Source organism: bacterium, from assembly GCA_040755755.1.
Classification (GTDB): Bacteria; SZUA-182; SZUA-182; order DTGQ01; family DTGQ01; genus DTGQ01.
In genome coordinates this window covers 35,963-55,430 of sequence record JBFLZW010000055.1, presented here as the reverse complement: position 1 = coordinate 55,430, position 19,468 = coordinate 35,963, and the positions used below count along the sequence as shown (strand labels likewise).

The window sequence follows — 19,468 nt, the reverse complement described above, 5'->3', positions numbered from 1 at the left end:
GAAATGTCCATAGACCAAAAATTAAATATAGAAAAGATAACTCCCGAATTAATAGACTACATTGTCCAAAAAATTGTCCGGGAGATTCAGCCGGAGAAAATCATCCTCTTTGGCTCATATGCCAGAGGTGATTTTAACCGGGAGAGTGACCTTGATTTATTCATCATCAAAAAAAGTCAAGAATCCAGCCGGATCATGAGACGGAAAGTAGATGCTCTGCTCTGGGGAAGGCGGTTCCCGATTGATATAATCGTGCGAAAGCCTGAAGAAGTTGAATGGAATTTCCGGGCGAAAAACCCATTTTATCTTTATCACATCTTTAAGGATGGTAAGGTAGTCTATGAGAAAGAGTAGGCTGCCTATGGCCAGGAGTGAGGAAGAGATAAAACTGGTCGATTCCTGGCTGAAATTTGCCCGGGAAAATCTCGCTCTTGCACGCTCAGGGATGAAAGAGGATTTTGCACCCTGCCATACAGTCTGCTTTCTGTGTCGGGGGAGTGCAGAGAAGTACTTGAAAGCATTTTTAATATGGAACGGATGGGAGCTTAAGAAAACTCACGACCTGGAAGAGCTGTTGGCCTTTTGTATGGATTTTGAACCGGAATTCCAAAATCTCAGGGAAGAGTGCGGGCTATTCAATGAGTACATTACCGAAGCTCGCTATCCAGGTGATCTGCCCTTTGAGAGTATCTGCCAGGAAGATGCTCAAGAGGCTCTTGAAGCCGCAAGTAAAATTGAAGAATTCGTGTTGAATAAGGTGCATCTTTCATAAAATTACCGCCTTCTTTTTATTTCAGATACAATATCATCCAGGGTCATATCTGCAAACAGTTGCTCCCTCTCTTCGGTGTAGTTGCCATAGCCAGTTGTAAATTGGTTTATAAAACGAACAGTATTCACTAGTCCTATTTCCTTACACAACACCCTGATCGCCTCTCTCGTTATTTCAGACAATGGTACTGTTCCTGTTACCATTTCTCGATCTCCTCTATCAATTCAACAGGTGAAACTACCCTTGTCTTAATGCCCTGGATAGTCTTCGTCCTATTGAGAAATTTGTCATCACAAGTACAAAAATAATCTGCTTCTGCCTCTTCTGCTGAGGCTAAATGTAATGCATCCAATGGCCTTATGCCCGATCTGCTTAATTCTCTCGCCCGATTTTCTATTTGATCATTGAGGAGAATACGGTATCACATATCCTCATATAAGACGGTTCACAATATCTATTATATCTTATCCTGTAGTCAAAATGCACATTGAAAAGTCTGCACCAAAGTACGAAAGAACTCCCCTACCACTAACGCCCCTCACCCCAACCCTCTCCCCAGAGGGGAGAGGGAGAAAAACGCTCCCCTGGGCTCTGGGTATGAACTCTACGATCTCTTAACTTAATACTGTTGCCCCTCAAGGGGGGGAGGAGAATAGGGGGGCTCCCATCCAGGATGGGGAATATCCGGGTGGCCTGGAAAACCAGTTGACAATCGACCAATGGGCCTGTTAAAATAAACCTTTATCAAAACACACCACCTTCGGATCGAGAGTCATATTCAGACAACAGGTAAGGGCAGGCATTGGAGCAGGCAGGAAAAAAAGGATTAATCATTGCCATTGACGGCCCTTCGGCTGCCGGTAAAAGCACCGTGGGAAAGTTACTGGCCAGGCGGTATAATTACACCTACATCGACACCGGGGCCATGTACCGGGCGCTGGCCTTGAAGGCAATTCAGGCAGGCATTGCCGATGATGACGAGGCATCATTAACCGATCTTCTCCATCACAACAGCATTTCCCTGCACAATGTGTCTGGCGAGGAGTGCAAAGGGAGTGACTGCTGCTTGAACCTGCGGGTATTTTGGAACGCCGAGGATGTCACTTCCCTGATCCGGACCCAGCAGGTTGGCATGATGGCTTCAAGGATTTCGGCTCTCCCCGGGGTAAGACTGGCCATGGTTGAGATTCAGCGGCAAATCGGTCGGCAGGGGGCTGTGGTTATGGATGGCCGGGACATCGGAAGCTTTGTCTTTCCCGATGCGGATAAGAAATTTTTCCTGGACGCCAGCCTGGAGGAGCGTGCCCGGCGGCGGTTTGAAGAGTTGCGGTCAAGGGGCATGGAGGTGAGCTTCCCGGAAGTCATGGCGGATTTAGCCGAGCGCGACCGGAACGACCGGAGTCGGCAGCTCGCTCCACTGGTTAAGACTGAGGATGCGATTGTAATCGATTCCACTCACCGGAGCATTGAAGAGGTTGGAGACATCATGGCCCGGAAAATTGGTATCTGATTACCTCATGAGATTATTTGCTTGTGAATGAAGCAAAAGTGTGATATACTTATCTGTACGCTTATAAAAGCGCACAATCAGAGTAGCGATATTCTGATTCATTATACTTTTTAGGGGGTTTAATGACTAATGACCATTAACAACGATCCAAAAGACATTCTCCTGTCCGAGGAGGATGCGATTTTGGAAAAGAAAAGCAGCCACAATCCACAGCAAACGCTGACAAGCTCAAAGGAAGAGAAACGCTCCTCTTCCGCCGCAGGCCAGGGGAAAATGGTGTCCGAGCTCGAAGATACCTATAAGGATGACCTCGATGAGGAAGAATCCATGGGGGAAGAGGAGCTTGAGCGGTTGTATACCGAGAGTCTCCGGCATATCGAAGAGGGCGAGGTGGTCAAAGGGACGATACTTCGGATCATGGACGAGGAAGTCCTGGTTGATATCGGGTATAAGTCCGAAGGGACCATTGCGCTGCGGGAATTCCGGACTCCTGCCGGAGAGCTGAACGTCAAAGTCGGTGATGTGGTGGATGTCTTCCTTGAAACTATGGAAGATAGTGATGATTTGATTGTCTTGTCCAAAGAGAAGGCCGATAAGATCAAGATCTGGGATGACCTGATGAAGATCTATGAAAATGGAGAGACAATCGAGGGAAGAGTCATCAAACGGATTAAGGGCGGATTGACGGTCGATATCGGGATTCTCGGATTTTTACCCGGCTCGCAGATCGACATCAAGCCGATCAGGGATCTCGATGGTCTGATCGGTAAAGTCCTGAAGATGAAAATCATCAAATTAAATAAAAAGCGCGGCAATATCGTCTTATCCCGCAGATCCCTCCTGGAAGAGGAGCGGGACAAAAAGAGAAAAGTTGCCCTGGAAACCATCGAGGAAGGCAAGCTGGTCAAAGGAATTGTCAAAAATATCACTGAATACGGAGCTTTTATTGACCTGGGCGGCATCGATGGCCTGCTGCACGTGACCGACATGTCCTGGGGGAGGGTCCGCCATCCTTCGGAATTATTCGTGGTCGGTGATGAAGTGGAGGTCATGGTTTTGAAATTTGATCAGGCCAATGAGCGAATCTCTCTCGGCCTGAAGCAAAAAACCCCTGATCCGTGGGAGAGGGTGGATGAAAAGTACGTTATCGGCAGCCGCGTGCGCGGAAAAGTTGTCAGCCTGACCGATTACGGTGCTTTTGTCGAGCTGGAAGAAGGAGTCGAGGGTCTGATCCATGTTTCCGAAATGTCCTGGACCCGGAAAATCCGGCATCCTTCCCGCGTGGTAGCTATCGGTGAAATCGTCGAGGTGATCGTTCTGGATGTTGACAAGGAGAATAAGCGAATCTCCCTGGGCATGAAGCAGACCGAACCCAATCCCTGGCTGATCATCGAAAGCAAGTACCAGGTCGGATCGAAAATTACCGGACGGGTCCGGAATATAACTGATTTTGGTGCCTTCATTGAGCTTGAGGAAGGGGTCGATGGCCTGGTCCATATCTCCGATATTTCCTGGACCCAGCGGGTCAAGCATCCTTCCGAGGTTCTGAAAAAGGGAGAGAAGATTGATGCCGTGATTTTGAGCATCGATACCCAGAATGAGCGGCTTTCGCTCGGCATCAAACAGTTGCAGCCCGATCCCTGGTCCAAAGTGGAGGAAAAATATCCGGTAGGCAGCATCGTTCCCTGCAAGGTTTTGCGGCTGACCGATACGGGTGCAGTGGCTGAACTGGAAGGAGGCGTCGATGGCTTCATCCACGTGAGTGAGATGGGAGATGAATCGATCAGCAATCCCAAGCAGGTTCTGTCTGTAGGCGATGAGATCGTGGTTAAAATTATCCGGACCGATATCGAAGCCAGAAAGATCGGCCTCAGCATCAGGGGATATGAGGAATCAGCCCACAGTGCTGAGCTGGAAGAGTATCGGAAGCGGCAGAAAAACCAGAATGCTCATGCCACCGGCGGATCATCAGGAAATGATGCTCCGGCTTCCTCTCCTGGCCGGGAGGAGAAAGAGGAAGAGTCTTTATCCTCGTAAGATAACCCGAGGTTATCTCTATCAGCCAGCAGGCTTTCCTGCACGAGTGGGTGAAGATAACCCATCATTCAATTCGATATTCCATACTAAGGGCACCCTGGTAAAAAGGGTGCCCTTTTGTTCACTGTTCAGCAATGAAAAAAATTTTATCCAAAAGCATCGTAAATGGCCTTAAATCTTCAGTCGAAAAAGGATTGATTCCCCAGGAGATCTCCTGGCCAAAAATCTATTTTGAAATCCCGAAAGAGAAAAAATTCGGTGACCTGACGACCAATATTGCCTTTCTGCTTGCTCCGGCAGCTAAAATGCCACCCCGCAAGCTGGCCGAAATCATTATCCAGAACATCCCGGCCTGGCCAAAGGTTGTGGACAAGGTTGAGATTGCCGGAAGCGGGTTCATTAATCTTTTCCTGAAACCGCAGTTCTGGCATCAAATCCTGCGGCAGATTCAGGCCAAGCCGAAAGAGTTTTGCTCACCGGCAGTCGGAAGGGGACGGAAGGTAAATATTGAATTTGTCAGTGCCAACCCAACCGGCCCTCTGCACGTGGGGCATGGCCGGTGCGCAGTAGTCGGGGACACTCTGGCCCGGATACTTGAAAAGGTCGGCTACCGGGTAACCAGAGAGTATTACATTAATGATGCCGGAAGGCAGATGGAAATTCTTGGGAAATCGGTTCTGCTGCGCTACTATCAGGAGATGGGAAAAGATGTTCCTTTTCTCGCTGATGGCTATCAGGGTGAGTACATCCGGGATATCGCCCGCGATCTTATCAGGGAGAAGGGAGACAGCTTATTGTCGATGCCCGAGAAGGAGGCTGTTCCCCTCCTGACCAGGATCGCCGCTGATATAATCCTGCGGCAGATTCAGGATGACCTGGTCCTTTCCCGCGTCCAGTTCGATCAGTGGTTCAGTGAGAGGAGCCTGTATGATACCGGGTCAGTGGAAAAAGCCATAAAGTATCTCCGGAACAAGGGATGGGTTTACGAGCAGGATGGCGCGCTCTGGATGAAGACCTCAAGCGTGGGGGATGAAAAGGACCGGGTAGTGATCCGCTCCTCTGGTGAGCCGACCTACTATGCTTCTGACATCGCCTACCACCGGAACAAGTTTCAAAGGAAATATGCCCGGCTGATTGATATCTGGGGTGCGGACCACCACGGGTATGTCAACCGTATTCGGGCTGTTGCCAGGGCATTCTCGGTACCGGAGGAGAGAGTATCGATCCTCTTGGTCCAACTGGTCAGGCTGATGCGGGGAGAGACGCCGGTTAACATGTCTACCCGCAAGGCCACCTTTACCACACTCTCGGAGGTCATTGAGGAGGTCGGGGTAGATGCGGCCAGGTTTTTCTTTCTCCTGCGAAGGTTTGATACCCATCTTGATTTCGACCTTGATCTGGCCAAAAAGCAATCCAGTGAGAACCCGGTCTACTACACCCAGTATGCCCATGCGAGGGTATGCAGCATTTTCCGGGAAATTGAAAAAAGAGGACTTCTCCTTCCTGAGCCGGACCTGTCCCTGCTTCAGAATGCGGAAGAGATTCAACTGATTCAGAAGCTCTCCCTCTATCCACAGGTCCTGACCGAAGCCGCCGAAGCGCTTGAGCCTCACCGGCTTACTTTCTATCTGATTGAGCTTGCTACCCTGTTCCATAAATACTATAATCTTTATCGGGTAATCTCGGAAGATTCCCGTCTCTCATCTGCCCGCATCGTCCTTGTTTCGGCAATCCGGATTGTCATTGCCGATGGGCTGAAGTTGCTGGGTATTTCAACACCAACGGCGATGTAGTCATGAGCATGCAAACTCAAGGTGAATTCATTCAGAAGCAGGAAAATCCTGCCAGGGGACGACCTGGTGGCCGTCAATCTTTGGCCGCCCGCACAACTTTTACCGCCGGTCGAACGGTTTGGCTGGCTGGCCTGCTGCTTATCCTTTTCGCTATCCTGGGGACGATGATTCACCTGAGAGAAAAGCTTGCCATTCAGGATAGTGTCAAGGAACTGGAATCCCAGGTCAAGGCGGCAAACAGCCAGGATCAGTTTACCTTCTTTCACACCCTGCCGGATATCAAGATGGATATGGGACGAGCTCGCAAAATCCATTTATCCCCTGGTATTGCGCAAGCCTCTCAAAGCGGCGGCAGGTATACTATTCAGGTTGCAGCTCTCAGGATGCGAAACGAAGCGGAAAAGATAATGCAGTCGTTACGGGCCAGAGGATATTCAGCATATCTGACCACCGGGGATTCCGAGGATAGAAACACCTCCTGGTATCGGATCAGGATCGGCGGATTTTCTGATCGTCTGGAAGCTGAACGGCAGCTTCAAAGCCTGAGTGAGAAAGCCGGGTTTCATGGTTTTGTTATCGCTGCAACGCAATAAGTAATCAACCATGGGGCTCCTGCCCTCTCTGACGGGCAGGTGAGGATTGAAACAAACAAACAAACGAACAAACAAACCAATCAACCAATAAACAATATCAATGAAATGTCAGGAATTGAATTGCACGGCAGGAAAGTCCGAGGGCTTGATGTACAGTATAAAAGATCCGATTGCGGAATGGCCGAGGATTAAAAAAGAATTACGAAGCAGGCCGGTGCTTCTTTTGATGAATTATGAAGGTATTCTGGTTCCCGCTCCACCATCTCCCCCGAATCTGGATTATAATCTTCGTGAGCTTCTCATTTCTCTCCGATCCAAGTCAAGTGTGACTACCGGTATCATCAGCAGCCTTAAATTAAGCAGCCTTCAAAATCTGGTCAGGATCAATGGCATGTACTATTCGGGAAATTCCGGATTGGAGATTCGGGGGCCGGAAATGGAATTTATCCATCCGGCCTGTGCCCAGTGTGCTGCTGAGCTTCAATCCATGAAGGCATCCCTGCAGGAGCGGTTCTGCGACCTTGGCGAAATTTCAGTCGAAGACAATGGATTTTCTCTCTCCCTTGGCTATCAACAGGCGGACAACAATCAGAAAGAAGTGGTGAGAGAGAGAATCGGTGCGGTTATTCAGCCCTTTTTGAGCTCAGGGACGCTCCGCCTTGTGGAAGGGAAAGATGGTCTGGAGATTCTTCCGGTTGTCAATTGGGACAAGGGAAGGGTTGTTAAGATGTTTGAAAACCTGGTATCCTCCCGGAAGGCGCACCCGCTGACCATTTATTTGGGCGCTGACAATGCGGATGAGGATGCCTTTCGGGCCATCAGGGGAAAAGGGATCGGGATACTGGTCGGACGAAAGAATACGACCTCTGCCGGGTATTGTCTCAGCGGGCATAGTGAAGTGGTGGATTTTTTGCTTCTCCTGGAGAGTTTTTATTGAAAATACAAAAGGAGGACACCACAGACCAAAAGGGGATTCATGGAGGGTGATCCGTTTTTTTCGCTATTTAATTCTTTCCAGCAGAATCTTATGATTAAGCAGAGATATCCTTTTAATTCTTCCCTGTAAAATTTTCTGATCACCGAAAATGTTCATGATCAAAAGCTTGTTTTCCGCTTCCGGCTTAATGACATCCACCGATTCCATATAAAGTTCTTCTTTCCCTTCGTGATCGATATAGGCGTTTGCTTCACACACGGCTTTCTCTTATCTCCTTCTTGCCTTCGGTGGCTACCAGTTCTTTAATTTTCTGTACCAGTTTATCAGTGAGGTGAGGCAGAGGCTCGTATTGATAACCGATCATGGAGACTTTCTCTACCGGCAGAGGCAGCAGGAGCTTTAAAGCGTTGCTGCTGGCAATGGCTTCGGCCATTTTGGGGGTTAGTTCTCCCAGCATTGAATTGGCCATGACAATGGTAAATGATCCGGTAATGATATTGACCTGCTGCACAACAAACACAATGGCATTTTCTCCGGAAGCTCCGCGGTTTGCACGGGCTTTCATCATGGCCGAAGTGGCCAGAGAATTGGTCCCCAGGGCGATGACCTCAAGGTTATTTAACTCATCCTCTTCTCGCAGCCGCTTGATAATATAGCTCCCAATACCACCGCCATGCCCGTCGATAACTGCAAGTACCAAGAGTTCTTCCCTCTCCTTGATAAGGTTCCAAGCTTCGCTTCTCCAAGATAATATAAATAAACTACTTTCTTGTCAAGCTGATGAGAGGGTTTTCATCACGAATCAGGAATGGTACAATATCTTGTACCTGGAATATGTTACCATAAGGAACCATCGATGGACCTGCCCCAGAATGCTCTGGTGATGAAAGATGAAACCGTAGACACATTATTTGGCCAGAAAATATCCATTATTCAAGGCCGTTCCGGTTACCGCTTCTCTGTGGATTCGGTTTTGCTGGCTCATTTTGCCAGAATTAAAAGGCATGAGCAGGCTATAGATCTCGGTGCCGGAAACGGCATTATCACCCTGCTGCTGACTAAGCTTTATCCTGAATCGATGTTTTGTGCTGTCGAGATTCAGGATCATTTAGCAGACCAGGCCCTGCGAAACAGCATTATCAACGGAGTATCTCGCCGGATGAAAGTTTTGCATGAGGACCTGCACAACCTCCCCCGGCTATTACAGCCAGGTTCCCTGAATGCGGTCATCTCCAATCCTCCCTACCGCCCTGCACATTCGGGGCGGATCAATCCCAACCCCTGCCGGGCCGGGGCACGGCATGAAGTTTTCGCTTCCCTTGAGTCCTTCATTTCCGTAGCCGGTATTTTACTGAAGAATGGGGGACGTGCCTATTTTGTTCTGCCCTCCTTCAGGCTGGCCGAATTGTTACCTCTTCTCAAGAAGCATCGTCTTGAGCCAAAAACCCTGCAATTACTCTATCCCTACTCTTGGGCAGAATCTCGGCACTTCTTAATCGAGGCATATAAAAACCGCCAGGTCGGGTTGCGGATTCTTCCTCCCCTCGTTCTCTACCGGGAGAAGGGCATCCCTTCTGAGGAAATCGAGAATATATACCGTGATTTTCAGGAGAAGCTGGAGTGTTTAAGAAATTGATTAATTTTTGAGTTATCCTTGCGGCGCATATCAGTAACGTTTGCTGTTTAGTAACGTTAACAATCTGATAACGTTACTAATTTGGTAACGTTATACTCAAAGGTACCAATGCTATCTCAACACGTAATACGCTTTAACACACCTCCCTGCAAAATAATTATTTGCTTTTTTCCCACCAATGGCGCTATACTATACTTCAGACACTGGCTCTGAAGTTCAAAATTATACTTGACATTTCCTGTTACCGTAGCTATACTATCTATTTTAGACGAGTGTATATAACTTGAACGAGAGATATAAATATACTGTTCCGGAGGGAGGGAAAATGATTGCCAGTTGTAAAGATAAGGGAAGACGAATCCTTTGAAAGTGCTTTGCGCAGGTTCAAGAAGCAATGTGAAAAGTCTGGAGTCTTAACTGAGTTTCGGCGGAGAGAGCATTACGAGAAGCCGAGCGCCAGAAGGAAAAGAAAAGCTATTGCTGCGCGAAAGAAAGCGCAAAAGAAGAGAATATGATTCTCGCAGGGCGGAAATTTAGACACGGGTGATTCGGGATGCAATACCATCCCGAATCTTTTTTTTTCAAATGCCGCCGGCGATTATTATTTCCTGTATTACTATATAACCTCGGTTAGTCTGAAGGAAAACAGGTAGTGTGCTGAGATCTACCCGGTAGTTATCTTGTTTCTTGATTTATGAAGAAGAGAATCTAGGAAGAAGAGAATCGAGAATGATGAGGGCAAATAAAGCTTAACGGAAAGGAATTTCAAGCTGTACTCCTGACAACCTGCTCCGGACTCTGATAAAGCTTTGTGGACTGACCATCTTGAGAGAGCAAGATTGGGACTTGCTCTATTGAGGAGAAGATTCTTACCTGCCTGCTAAGCTCTCCCCCTGTGTCTATCCCGGGATATACCTGAACGTGATTTTAGGGAAACAGAAGCTGGTATTGCCGATAATGAGCGCATAAAAGATCCTCATTAAGGATCAGAATGTTACACCAAAAATAAATTATCAGAATATTTTCCCCGGTAACAACTATGAGCTTTTCATGAGGTATTACTTGAAGCATCTATCCCAGGAAACGGTATATCGGGTAATCCAGGGCATTGATATTATAGAAGTTATTTCAGAATTTGTGCCCCTTTCCAAAGCAGGGAAAGAGTTCACCGGCCTGTGCCCCTTCCACCAGGAAAAAACCCCTTCTTTTACTGTCAGCCCGGCGAAGCAGCTTTTTTACTGTTTTGGTTGCGGTGCTGGAGGGAATATTCTATCATTTTTAATGAAATTTGAAAACTGCTCATTTATCGAGGCGGTTGAATATCTCGCACAACGACAGGGCATAACGCTTCCTGAAATAAGCGGTCTTATTGTTAATGACAGGGAAAATAAAGAAAAAGGGCTGATTCTCCAGGTTAATGAACTTGCTGCCCGGTATTATCATGAACTGCTCATAAGCTCACCGGTGGGAAGGACTGCCCGGAAATATCTGGCTTCCCGGCAGGTAACTTCGCAGACGATAGAGGAGTTCTGCCTGGGTTATAGTAAAGATTCGGGGAAAGACCTTATTTCTTACTTACAGAAGAAGAATATTTCAGCAGGTCAGGCGATTGAAGCGGGACTGGTATCCATTCGTCAGGAAGGGAAAGAAGGATACGACCGGTTTCGGGGCCGGATAACGTTTCCCATCTACAGCCATGATGGAAAAATTATAGCCTTCGGGGGGCGAAAGATTGATGAGGGAGCCTTCGGGCCAAAATATCTGAATTCGTCCGAGACGTCAGTTTATAGCAAAAGTAACAGTTTATATGGACTTTTCCAGGCTAAACAGTTCATGAGAAAATGTGGCCTGGCTATTGTGGTTGAGGGGTATCTGGATTTCCTCTCCCTGTATCAGGGGGGCTTCAAAAATACTGTGGCCACTCTGGGGACAGCGCTGACCCAGGGACAGGTAAAGCTGCTGAAACGATATACGGATAAGGTCGTTTTTTTATACGATGCCGATCAGGCGGGAATATCAGCCATGTTACGCGGGCTCGAAATTTTTCAGCAGCATAATATCGATGTCCGGGTGGTTACGCTTCCTTCCGGCCATGACCCGGACAGCTTTATCCGGCAATATGGCCCGCAGGAGCTTGGAGCAAGGATTGACCAGAGTAGTCCGGCTATCGAATTTCTGATTAATCAATCCATCCAACGGAGCGGCATTTCAACTGTTGAGGGAAAAATAAAGGCCACCAAAGAGATTTTAGTAATTTTATCCAAAGTTTTTGACCCGTTGGTTCGAATGGAATATGTAAAACAGATTGCAAAACGTCTCGACATTCATGAGGAGACGCTTTTTGAGGGATTGCAGCGAAATATCCGGCAAGCACAGCAGATGTCTTTCAGAGGCGATAAAACACCTGTGCCGTTCAGGAGCGGGAGAAAAGAGGCACCTTTTCCTGCAACGGATCCGGGCAGTCGGGGAAACCCCTCTGTCCTTGATGCAATTCAGGTGGCGGAGCGAATGCTGATGGGCCTCATCTGCCGGGGAAATGTATCAATGGAGGATGTTGTTGCGCAATCTATTAGTGATCATGATTTTCAATCGGAATCAATGAAAGACATCGCTCAGGCGGTTTTTTCTCTCTGGCGGGAGCGAGGGAAGCTCAGTCCGGAAGAACTGATATTATCTCTCAAAGACGAAAAGTTAAAAGGAGCAGTATCCGGCTTCCTTTTTGAGGAAGCTCAGCATGAAGACATTAATAAAATATTTCATGATTGTGTGGCCAAGATAAAAAGCCGTGAATTGGTAAGAAAATTGCAGTCTTTGCACGATGAGATACAGGCAAAGCCACAGAATGATCCGAAAATCAATATGTTATTGAAAGAATATTCAGAAATCAAGAAAAAGATTATCATAGGATGATCGCTCATTATAAAATATTTTCAACGGGATATAAACTATTTTTCTTGCCATTTTTATGTAGATGATTATATAATGGGCTAGAAGAAAGGAGAGAAAATGTCTAACGAAGTAAAGGTGGATCAGGTGAAACAACTGATTTCCATTGGCAAGGAAAAGGGTTACCTGACGTATGAAGAGGTGAATGATTTTCTGCCCGATGATGTTGTATCGTCGGGAGAAATTGATGATATATTTATCATGTTCAATGAGATGGACATTAATATTATCGATGATACGGAAAAGAACAAGTATTCCGAGGAAAAGCTTGAACCTGAAGAGAAGATCGGCGATCTGGGGCTTACGGAATTGGATGAGGAGGTTGCCGGTTCGTATGTAGGCAGAACGGATGATCCGGTCCGGCTGTATCTCCGGGAGATGGGAACCGTGCCTCTTTTAACGCGGGAGGACGAGGTCCGGATTGCCAAAAGGATAGAGCAGGGAAAGCAGAGGATGCTGAAAGCCATTACCAGGACTCCTGTCGCCTATCGGGAGATCATCGATCTCAAGAACCGGATGGTGGAAGGGAAAAACATTCCCCGGGACATCCAGTCGATTGACAGTGAAGAAAGCTTGCACTTTGAGGATGCTGAGGCGGAAGCGGCGGGTAACTTTATCAAGATGGTCGAGGCGATTGAGAAACTGGAGATGGAAACACATGCCCTTCAACTGGAAGCAGGCAAGAGGGATATAGACAGTATCCAGAAAAAAATGATCAGTAAGCTCGTTCAAAAAAAACAAGCCCAGATTGTCAAATTAATAAGAATGATTCCCCTGGATTCCCGGCAGATCAATAAGATAGTTGAAAAGATCAGGGTATTCCTCGATCAGATTGACAATGCAGTCAAAGAAATGCATCTGGTTGAAAAGGAAATCGGCATCAGTTATCTGGAATTGCGCAAGGCAATAAAACAGCGCAGCAGACTGCTTGCGGACATTTCTTCCTCTCTTTCTGAAGAGGACCTTGTTCACTATGAAAGAGGTTTGAGTAATACCTACCGGAAAGTCAAGCGTGCGGAGCAGGAGGCCGGGCTGAGTGCCGAGGAACTGCGCCAGATCGTCAGAGAGGTCAAGGAAGGAGAAGGGGAAGCGGAAAAGGCCAAACGAGAATTGGTTGAGGCAAACTTGAGACTGGTGGTCAGTATTGCCAAGAAATATACCAATCGAGGGTTACAGTTTTTAGACCTGATTCAAGAGGGCAATATTGGTCTCATGAAGGCGGTGGATAAGTTCGAGTACAAGCGGGGGTATAAGTTCAGTACCTATGCAACCTGGTGGATCCGCCAATCGATCACCAGGGCAATTGCAGATCAGGCCAGAACCATCAGGATTCCGGTCCATATGATCGAAACGATTAACAAGCTGATCAGAACCTCGCGGTCTCTGGTTCAGGAAGTGGGCAGAGAGCCGACTCCTGAAGAAATTGCCGAGAGAATGGATCTGGAAGTTGATAAGGTTCGGAAAGTTTTAAAAATAGCGCAGGAGCCGATATCTCTGGAGACTCCTATCGGTGAGGAAGAGGACAGTCACCTTGGTGATTTTATTGAGGATAAAAAGGCCGAATCCCCCCTGGATGCAGTTATCAGTATTGATTTGAGCGAGCAGACCAACCGGATACTGGAAACTTTGAATTACCGGGAAGAAAAAGTCTTAAGAAAGCGATTTGGAATTGGTGAGTCATGCGAGCATACTCTGGAAGAGGTAGGGCAGGATTTTGATGTTACCCGGGAGAGAATTCGGCAGATTGAAGCCAAGGCACTCAGAAAGTTGAGACATCCGAGCAGAAGTAAGGTGCTCAAGAGCTTCTATACCTGATATCTTGTAATACCTGGATTTTGGCGGGCCCATAGCTCAGCTGGTAGAGCCACCGGCTCATAACCGGTAGGTCCCTGGTTCGAACCCAGGTGGGCCCACGTGAAATTTTTTATTGGGAAATCTGACAGGTTCTGAATATTGTGAATATCATGAGAAGTATCCAACAACGGTGAAAAAAAGTGCACAAGGAACTGTGCACTTTTTTTTTGGGTAAAGCTGCCGGTCAATTGATCCAGGGGATGAGAATTAAAAGACTGGAAATTTGATTTGGTAAAATTTTTATGGTATAATATCAATTTGTTAAGGAGAATGAGGAGCAGATATTGGACAAACAGTTAGGGCTACTCATTGATTTGCAGGGGGTTGACCTGCAAATTCAAAGACTGGAAAAGAGAGAGGCCGAGATCCCTTTGCAAATTAACGATCTGCAAAAGGAAAATGACGATCAGAAGCGTATCTACGAGGCCAAAGTACAGGCTGCCGATGGCATCGAGAAAAACAGAAGAAAGAAGGAAAGAGACCTGGAATCAAAGGAGAGCGTCCTGGCAAAATTGAAGGATCAGCTTCTTTCGGTCAAGACAAACCGTGAATATCAGGCGCTGCTACACGAAATCGAAAATGGCAAGCAGGATATCTCTCATTTGGAAGAGGAAATCCTGCAGATGATCGAAGACAGCGAATCCGCAGCGCAGTGCATCAGGGAAATAAGTCTTGAGATGGAAAAAAGTCAGAAGCGGTATATCGAGCAGCGAAGAGAGAAAGAGCAGGAGATGGCGCTGCTTCAAGAGCAAAAGCACGCCTTTGAGTCCCGAAAGGAAGCATTACGGAAGGAAATTTCCGGTGAGTTGTTGAAGCAATACGATAAGGTCAGGAAAAGCAGGAATGGGCTGGCAGTAGTTTCTGTCAGGGATGGCTCCTGTCAGGGATGCTTTATGAGTCTCATGCCGCAGCTCTTTCAGGAAGTCAAACAGAACGTTCAGATTTATTTTTGTCCTCATTGCCACCGTATCCTCTATTATCAAGAAGAGAAAGAACCGGAGGCTGTCAGCTAAGAGATCTACAAGTGATATTTCCCTTCAATTGCAGTAGATTGGATGATCGCTGGCTGTTTCAGCATATTTTTTGAAACCCAGAGGAAAGTCCGAACTCCCGGGGCAGGGTGCTTCGTAACGCGAAGTGGGGGTGACCCCAAGGAAAGTGCCACAGAAAATATACCGTCTTGTTGAGCCAGAGGCTGAACAGGATAAGGGTGAAATGGGGAGGTAAGAGCTCACCACTTCAAAGGTGACTTTGAAGGTACGGTAAACCCCACCTGGAGCAAGACCAAATAGGAAAGCATATCTGAGCAGCCCTCTCAGCGCTTTCGGGTAGGTCGCATAAGGTGCCTGGTGACAGGCATCTTGAGATTAATGATCATCCCCTCAACGCTCGGTTGAGGGACAGAATTCGGCTTACAGATCTGCTGTGATTGAAGGGGGAAATTTTTGATAAAAGCGTAATGTTTTCATAACTCAAATCGTCAACATATTGTCAGAACACCTGTCATTGTCAAGAGTACTAAAAAATTTCAGGGGGAATGGTCACTTTCAATGAATATTGTAAAGCCTTTGGTATGAATATTGCATCTTGATCTGCCAGGTTTTTATACTTTTGAGTAAAGACGACTATTGATGAAATAATTTTTTCAAAGTTAGGCTTTCACCACGAGGGGAGGAAACGGCATGCAGAAAAAACTTGCCCCAGTCATAATATTATCCTTGTTCGCTGCATTCCTGCTAGGATGCTGGCTGGCTGGTAACGAGAGCTGTGCATGGGCTGATGATTATTCTTTAACTATTGATTTCAGTGGACCTGAAACAAGCAGGGACATCCTGGTCTGGGTTGAGATTTATGAGTATCTCGAGAGCAGCCGTACGATTGGGCCTCTTGCCGGCTTGACTTTATGCAATACCAAGAGCAGCTTAAATCCTCCGAATGGCGCTCCCGTAAGTGTCAAACTTCCCAGGGGCAAGAAATATTTGATCAAGGTTGAACCCCTTGTGGGACGCTCCAGCATTCAAAGTCCCTACCAGATAAAAGAAGCAAACTACCAAAGCCAATTCTATAACCGACACCGCACTGCTGAAGAGGCTATTGCCGACGAGAGTTTCGTTGATACAACCGGCAGTGCAACCTATGGAACCAAGATTATTTCTCTTGAGACAGGGTATAAAATTGAAGGAAGCATAAAAAAGGCCGGATCAGGCAATACGTATATCGAAGGGGTGACGGTAAAGGTTTATAATGAGAATGGAACTCCGGTAGCCCGGTATGGGAAAAGCACCGGCACTGGTGGAGTGAGTGGTGTCAACTATACGATTTATGGCCTTTCTCCTGGCAAGTATTTTCTTTTGGCGGATGGTGCTCCCAAAGGATATATCCGAAAATTTTACAAAGAGGGCACAGGCACTGATCTGCTGGCAGATGCTGATCTCATTGAAATAAAAAATTCTGATGTTACCGGCAAAAATTTCGTTCTCAATGAGGGGTACTCCATTCAGGGGGCGCTGCTTGACCCGGATGGAAAGCCGATAAAGCATGGAGCGAGAGTCTATCTGCTGGATGCTGCTTCAAGTACCCCCCTGGGCTGGTGCTTTTATGATCCCAACAGCGGATCCTATGATGAGCTCATGACCCGGCTCAGTTATTATCAGAGCGGTGGGACACTTGATTTTGCTTACTTTAAGAATACCCCTCAGTACTTCATCGGTGGTCTGGACCCCAATTATTCTGTGGGAGGATTACCAAAAGGCTCCGGGGGCGAGTGCATCTTGCTGGGAGTCGACCAAAGAGGCGAATATGCTCCCACGGTCTACCAAAACCATTATTTTGTCAGCGATGCTGACAAAATAGTCTTACGGAATATTACCCAGGGCTCAGTTTATGACCTTCGTTTCCGCCGGGCGGGAACAATCGAGGGATCGGTCAAGGATAAGGCGGGCAAGCCTCTTAATGGCATTGTCATCAAAGCAATTGATGCCCGTGATGAAATGAAAGTCGTCCAGCCTCTTGCCCAAACTGACCCTAATGGCAGATATAAGCTGGTCGGACTGCCTCCAATTGATTACAAGATACAGGCGGTCGATGAGGTTGGTGGTAAATATCTGTGGCAATATTATCAAGGCAAGACCAGTTTCGCGCAGGCAACTGCCATTCAGTTAACGGATCAGAAGCTGAACGAGACCCACGTTGATTTTGAGCTGGAAATCGGGGCAAGAATAACCGGCTGTATTCGGGATGCAGCATCCCATGAGCCGATACCCCGGATTTCTGTCCAGGCCCTTCGGGTTGGAACCAGCAGTCCATTAGTGAATTACCCGGTAGCCACAGCCCCCAGCGGGATTGGCGTAAGCGGTGAGGATGGGACTTATGAGATCACCGGACTCCCGGCAGGTCAATATGTCCTTTTTGCCGGGCCTGTCCCCGGTGTGAATTATATTGCTGTTTTTTATAAGGATAGTTATGATCTGAATAACGCTGACCCCAACATAGTCATTACCTCTCCTGGTCAAGTGCTGGCATCGTATGATTTTTCCTTAAGAAAGGGAGGAATAATCCAAGGCCGGATCATCGGTATTCCCACGGAGCTGCGGAGTAACCTGAAGAATAACATCCATGTCGATCTGGCGGACGCCAAGACAGGCAAATTAATGTATACAACTACCGAGTTGATCGATCCGAATACTCTGGAATATAAAATTACCGGTATTCCTCAAGGAGAGTATAAGATCAGTGTCACCGATACCAGAATGCCACCGGAAATGTTAAAAAAATATTATAAGGAAAATGCCCCCAAGGGCGTCTCTTCTTATAAAGAAGCGAGTATAGTGACAATAGACCAGGCAGCTAATCCCATTCAAATAAATTTCACGTGGGATGAGCCCGGTGAAACCATTTGCGGGAAGGTATCAGCAGAGGGCTCAGAATCGACACCTCTGCCATACATTAAGATACAAGCCTACCAGGTGGAAGGAAGTTCCGGGGAGTTGCTTGACAGTGGGATTTATGCTCTGACTAACAGTAACGGAATGTACTGTTTGAAAGGGTTAGCCACGGGAACCTATATTTTAAAGGCAACTGACGAAATGACTCATCTCTACCCGCCAGAATTTTATAATCCGAGTAATAATGCCTTTACCCCTGATAAAGCTGCCCGGATTACTCTTCCTTTATCAACCTCAAGCGCATCTTATGATTTCAAGCTGAATGGCCAGCTTGGAATTATCAACGGAATTATAACCAGGGGGGCAGGAAAAGAAATTGTCCGCGGAGGATGGGTTTACCTTTATTCTTCTGAAAATTACCAGGCCGTGCAAAATGTGATAACCGATCCGAACGGGCGATACAGTTTTACCGGCCTGGCGGAGGGGAGTTACAAAATCAGGGCATTTGATCCTGAGAGAGTTTACGTCCCAAGGTTTTACACCTCAAATACCACGACGTATGCTTTTAACAGGGCAGATGCCGAGTCGATAACTATCAATTATACAACTCCTTCCTCTTCATTGCGGAAAGATATTTCCCTGGACATGGAGGGGGCTAAAATTGAGGGTAAAATAAGCGGCGAGAATGGCAGCCCCTTATCCGACATATTCATTTACCTTTACCAGCCTGCCGGGAACAATGCATGGTCTTTTGTCGCTGAATATTATACTACTGCTACCGATTCGAGCGGCAAGTATACAATTAAAGATTTACCTCCCGGCAATTATCGGGTTTTAGCCTGGGAATACAACAACAATTATCTTCCCAAAGAGTACGATCTGACTTTAACTCAAGCGGGGAAGACCGGAGTTGACTTGACATTACCGAAAGCGGATCCAGGAATGCAAATGGAGAAAACCACTCTGGATATATCAGAAGGTCTCAATCTATTCAGCTTCCCGACCAGGGTCCCGCTCTGGCCTGCTCTTTACACGGTCAATACTCTTCTGACTGAATGGTCTCCACCGGGTGATCCGAGTATTATCAACATCCTTCGGTATAATTCAGAAAAAGGGGAGTGGGAGAATCAGCTTTCCAGCTTTCTGATTACAAATGGTGAAGGATATGTCCTGTATTCCAGGGCGGGGAAGAAAATCAACTATCAAGGGGCGGCAGCATTTTCCGGATCGGACAGACTGGCGATTAATCTGCAAAGAGGCAAGAACATTGTCGGCAATATTGCTTCAGATACAGCCAACTATGATTCCTATCACATGCTGAAGGACCTTTCAGGTAAGGTGTATGATATCAGGAGCTATGACTTCAGGACCGGAAAATGGTTAAACTCAACGCTGTTCTGGGGAAGGTGTGGTGGAAATAGATTTCAAATCTATCCCACCAAAGCATATATTGTCGATATGAAAGAACCCTATCTATCATGGCTGCCGTAAAAAGGAATGGAGATA

At 47.0% G+C, this 19,468-nt stretch carries 17 protein-coding genes, 1 tRNA gene and 1 other RNA gene; 15 read left to right on the top strand and 4 right to left on the bottom strand.

Going from position 1 to position 19,468, the window contains the following annotated elements:
- Nucleotides 1-3: 3 nt before the first annotated feature.
- Complete coding sequence (locus tag AB1611_16840) at nucleotides 4-354, top strand: nucleotidyltransferase domain-containing protein (protein ID MEW6381254.1); 351 nt, start codon at nucleotides 4-6, stop codon at nucleotides 352-354.
- Nucleotides 341-772, top strand: coding sequence for a HEPN domain-containing protein (locus AB1611_16835; protein ID MEW6381253.1), 432 nt, complete (start codon nucleotides 341-343; stop codon nucleotides 770-772). The genes AB1611_16840 and AB1611_16835 overlap by 14 nt, the downstream gene beginning before the upstream one ends.
- Nucleotides 773-774: 2 nt before the next feature.
- Here the strand turns inward: AB1611_16835 and AB1611_16830 are convergent, their stop codons facing one another.
- Entirely contained in the window at nucleotides 775-975 is a 201-nt protein-coding gene (locus tag AB1611_16830; protein ID MEW6381252.1) for a hypothetical protein, read from the bottom strand.
- Nucleotides 969-1,169: a PIN domain-containing protein gene (locus tag AB1611_16825; protein ID MEW6381251.1), complete on the bottom strand. Its 201-nt coding sequence runs from the start codon at nucleotides 1,167-1,169 to the stop codon at nucleotides 969-971. Before AB1611_16825 ends, AB1611_16830 begins: the two co-directional genes overlap by 7 nt.
- 405 nt (nucleotides 1,170-1,574) lie before the next feature.
- Here AB1611_16825 and cmk point away from each other — a divergent pair, with 405 nt between their 5' ends.
- From cmk to otsB, 5 genes are all read left to right on the top strand, one after another.
- Nucleotides 1,575-2,282, top strand: a complete 708-nt coding sequence (gene cmk / locus AB1611_16820) for a (d)CMP kinase (protein ID MEW6381250.1) — start codon at nucleotides 1,575-1,577, stop codon at nucleotides 2,280-2,282.
- Between the two features lie 129 nt (nucleotides 2,283-2,411).
- Nucleotides 2,412-4,319: a 30S ribosomal protein S1 gene (locus AB1611_16815; GenBank protein ID MEW6381249.1), complete on the top strand. Its 1,908-nt coding sequence runs from the start codon at nucleotides 2,412-2,414 to the stop codon at nucleotides 4,317-4,319.
- A gap of 134 nt (nucleotides 4,320-4,453) precedes the next feature.
- On the top strand, nucleotides 4,454-6,112 hold the full coding sequence (argS, locus tag AB1611_16810) for an arginine--tRNA ligase (protein ID MEW6381248.1): 1,659 nt from the start codon (nucleotides 4,454-4,456) through the stop codon (nucleotides 6,110-6,112).
- A gap of 2 nt (nucleotides 6,113-6,114) precedes the next feature.
- The gene (locus AB1611_16805; GenBank protein MEW6381247.1) at nucleotides 6,115-6,705 is read left to right on the top strand and encodes an SPOR domain-containing protein; all 591 of its coding nucleotides are present in this window, start codon (nucleotides 6,115-6,117) and stop codon (nucleotides 6,703-6,705) included.
- A 148-nt stretch (nucleotides 6,706-6,853) separates the two neighbouring features.
- Nucleotides 6,854-7,642 (top strand): trehalose-phosphatase, encoded by a 789-nt coding sequence (otsB, locus tag AB1611_16800; GenBank protein ID MEW6381246.1) that lies wholly within the window; start codon nucleotides 6,854-6,856, stop codon nucleotides 7,640-7,642.
- 63 nt (nucleotides 7,643-7,705) lie between these two features.
- Here the strand turns inward: otsB and AB1611_16795 are convergent, their stop codons facing one another.
- Nucleotides 7,706-7,900, bottom strand: a complete 195-nt coding sequence (locus tag AB1611_16795; protein MEW6381245.1) for a CooT family nickel-binding protein — start codon at nucleotides 7,898-7,900, stop codon at nucleotides 7,706-7,708.
- Complete coding sequence (locus AB1611_16790; GenBank protein MEW6381244.1) at nucleotides 7,893-8,342, bottom strand: DUF3842 family protein; 450 nt, start codon at nucleotides 8,340-8,342, stop codon at nucleotides 7,893-7,895. The genes AB1611_16795 and AB1611_16790 overlap by 8 nt, the downstream gene beginning before the upstream one ends.
- A gap of 108 nt (nucleotides 8,343-8,450) precedes the next feature.
- On the opposite strand from AB1611_16790, the gene AB1611_16785 reads away from it, so the two are divergent.
- The 8 genes from AB1611_16785 to AB1611_16750 all read left to right on the top strand — a co-directional run bounded on the left by AB1611_16785 (nucleotide 8,451) and on the right by AB1611_16750 (nucleotide 19,453).
- Complete coding sequence (locus AB1611_16785) at nucleotides 8,451-9,278, top strand: tRNA1(Val) (adenine(37)-N6)-methyltransferase (GenBank protein ID MEW6381243.1); 828 nt, start codon at nucleotides 8,451-8,453, stop codon at nucleotides 9,276-9,278.
- 329 nt (nucleotides 9,279-9,607) lie between these two features.
- Entirely contained in the window at nucleotides 9,608-9,793 is a 186-nt protein-coding gene (rpsU, locus tag AB1611_16780; protein ID MEW6381242.1) for a 30S ribosomal protein S21, read from the top strand.
- Nucleotides 9,794-10,328: 535 nt separating this feature from the next.
- Entirely contained in the window at nucleotides 10,329-12,188 is a 1,860-nt protein-coding gene (gene dnaG / locus AB1611_16775; GenBank protein MEW6381241.1) for a DNA primase, read from the top strand.
- A 96-nt stretch (nucleotides 12,189-12,284) separates the two neighbouring features.
- Complete coding sequence (gene rpoD, locus AB1611_16770) at nucleotides 12,285-14,039, top strand: RNA polymerase sigma factor RpoD (protein ID MEW6381240.1); 1,755 nt, start codon at nucleotides 12,285-12,287, stop codon at nucleotides 14,037-14,039.
- Nucleotides 14,040-14,064: 25 nt separating this feature from the next.
- Nucleotides 14,065-14,137, top strand: a tRNA-Ile gene (locus AB1611_16765).
- 225 nt (nucleotides 14,138-14,362) lie between these two features.
- Nucleotides 14,363-15,091, top strand: coding sequence for a C4-type zinc ribbon domain-containing protein (locus AB1611_16760; protein ID MEW6381239.1), 729 nt, complete (start codon nucleotides 14,363-14,365; stop codon nucleotides 15,089-15,091).
- A 30-nt stretch (nucleotides 15,092-15,121) separates the two neighbouring features.
- An RNA gene (rnpB, locus tag AB1611_16755) (RNase P RNA component class A) lies at nucleotides 15,122-15,509 on the top strand.
- 287 nt (nucleotides 15,510-15,796) lie between these two features.
- Nucleotides 15,797-19,453, top strand: a complete 3,657-nt coding sequence (locus AB1611_16750) for a carboxypeptidase regulatory-like domain-containing protein (GenBank protein ID MEW6381238.1) — start codon at nucleotides 15,797-15,799, stop codon at nucleotides 19,451-19,453.
- Nucleotides 19,454-19,468: the final 15 nt, after the last annotated feature.

Bases quoted from the DNA above. Each gene is read 5' to 3' on its own strand.
- argS (MEW6381248.1), top strand. From the start codon at position 4,454: ATGAAAAAAATTTTATCCAAAAGCATCGTAAATGGCCTTAAATCTTCA.
- dnaG (MEW6381241.1), top strand. From the start codon at position 10,329: ATGAGGTATTACTTGAAGCATCTATCCCAGGAAACGGTATATCGGGTA.
- AB1611_16815 (MEW6381249.1), top strand. From the start codon at position 2,412: ATGACCATTAACAACGATCCAAAAGACATTCTCCTGTCCGAGGAGGAT.
- rpoD (MEW6381240.1), top strand. From the start codon at position 12,285: ATGTCTAACGAAGTAAAGGTGGATCAGGTGAAACAACTGATTTCCATT.
- AB1611_16830 (MEW6381252.1), bottom strand. From the start codon at position 975: ATGGTAACAGGAACAGTACCATTGTCTGAAATAACGAGAGAGGCGATC.
- AB1611_16840 (MEW6381254.1), top strand. From the start codon at position 4: ATGTCCATAGACCAAAAATTAAATATAGAAAAGATAACTCCCGAATTA.
- AB1611_16835 (MEW6381253.1), top strand. From the start codon at position 341: ATGAGAAAGAGTAGGCTGCCTATGGCCAGGAGTGAGGAAGAGATAAAA.
- AB1611_16785 (MEW6381243.1), top strand. From the start codon at position 8,451: ATGGTACAATATCTTGTACCTGGAATATGTTACCATAAGGAACCATCG.
- otsB (MEW6381246.1), top strand. From the start codon at position 6,854: ATGTACAGTATAAAAGATCCGATTGCGGAATGGCCGAGGATTAAAAAA.
- AB1611_16805 (MEW6381247.1), top strand. From the start codon at position 6,115: ATGAGCATGCAAACTCAAGGTGAATTCATTCAGAAGCAGGAAAATCCT.